Origin of the sequence: Terriglobus sp. YAF25 (genome assembly GCF_052113305.1) — a bacterium.
In the GTDB taxonomy this organism is placed as follows: domain Bacteria; phylum Acidobacteriota; class Terriglobia; order Terriglobales; family Acidobacteriaceae; genus Terriglobus.
This window is the reverse complement of the sequence record NZ_JBFRCY010000914.1, coordinates 1-1526: the sequence shown is the minus strand read 5'-3', so window position 1 is coordinate 1526 and position 1526 is coordinate 1. Positions and strand designations below refer to the sequence as shown.

The window sequence follows — 1526 nt, the reverse complement described above, 5'->3', positions numbered from 1 at the left end:
ATCTAGTGCTGATAGATCGATGTGGGTTCCGGCTTGCGTAAACGATTCTGCGTGATCCACAACCCGAACGCCGGCACCCGAGGCCGCTTGTTGTTTCGGAATACCGTTCGGGAACTGCAGCGGGCTGGCTGCCAGATATCTATCGTCGATACGACACAACATGAACGTGGTGAGCGTGTCGCCAAAGACGCAGCACTAAGCGGGCAGTTCGATGCAATCATCGCTGCAGGTGGAGACGGAACATTGCATGATGTGCTTCGCGGCATCGTCGGCTCAGGCACTCCGCTCGGTTTGATTCCCTCTGGGACAGCCAACATCTTCAGTCGAGAGATCGATCTACCAACCATGCCTGTGGCCCTTGCCGAAGTGCTGATGCATGGGTACACCTTCAATGTTCCAGTCAGTGTCTGCAATGGGCACCCATTCGCGTTCGTCGTTGGTGTGGGCTTCGATGCTGCAGCCGTCCAAATCTTCGAGAAATATCAAGCACGCCACTTCGGAACATTCGGAATAGTGGCGGCTGCCCTGGCCGCGCTATGGATGCACAAAGAAAACCCTATTTCAATCCGAACTCCTCAAGAGGAGTGGGTCGCTCACTGGGTCATCGTCACACGAATCCAGCGTTTCGCGGGTGGTCTGAAGTTGACGCCACATGCAGACATCAAACAACCAGCATTCCATGTTGTCAGTTTTCAGCAAAGGGGAAGACTCAGACTTGCCCTTCAATTAGCCAGAATGCTGTTTGCCATTCACGGTCAAAGCCGCGACATTCGGATCAGCGCGTGCCAAGAGGTCACTCTTGAAGGAAGCGGATCACTTCCAGTCCAGATCGACGGCGAACTCATTGGGGAGTTGCCTTTGCAGTTAAAGTTTCTGACACTTCGAATTCCGGTTATTACAGGCTGACCCCTCTCTCCGCCCGCCCAGGCTCTAGCCTGCACGCAGGGCCGAGCGGGCCAGCCACTATGTTGATCATCTGAATAGGAGAATAAGCGTCATCAAGAAACCATCTGGCCGGGCCACACGCATCTAACGTCATCGATAAGAGTTACCGATGAATCGGCCCCTCCAACTCGTTGCTATCTTCTTTGTGATAGTGACATTTCTCATGCCGCTGTCGGAGCGCTACGATGGTTGGGATTCCGTCGGACCTACCGGCGGCGCCGAATTCTTAGCCTTCCTCATCGTCGTATTTATCCTTCTGCAAACGGCAAAAAGTGGCTCAGTTGCGAGAACGGTTGCTAACCGGCGCTCGCTCTCCTTCCTAATATGTATTTTGATTTGTGCCGTCCCATCGGTTGTCGCACAGAACGATTCCTCCACGCCACAGAAGAGCACCGCTCCAGCCGACCAGAACAAGCCCGAAACAAAGGAGACACCCCAACCGCAGACAAATCCGGCGACTCAAGCCAACCTGCCGAACGCACCCTCTTCCCTCATCACCGCCAAACCGCATGGTCAGGGCAAGATTCCGCTTGAAGACATCCCTCACCCACCAGTCACGCTCAAGCAGATTCCGCTGAATG

At 54.5% G+C, this 1526-nt stretch carries 2 protein-coding genes; both read left to right on the top strand.

The features are described from left to right. Nucleotides 1-21: 21 nt before the first annotated feature. Nucleotides 22-906, top strand: coding sequence for a diacylglycerol/lipid kinase family protein (locus AB4043_RS25185; protein ID WP_442308483.1), 885 nt, complete (start codon nucleotides 22-24; stop codon nucleotides 904-906). 202 nt (nucleotides 907-1108) lie between these two features. After that, the coding region (locus tag AB4043_RS25180; protein WP_442308482.1) for a hypothetical protein at nucleotides 1109-1526 on the top strand (418 nt) is incomplete at its 3' end.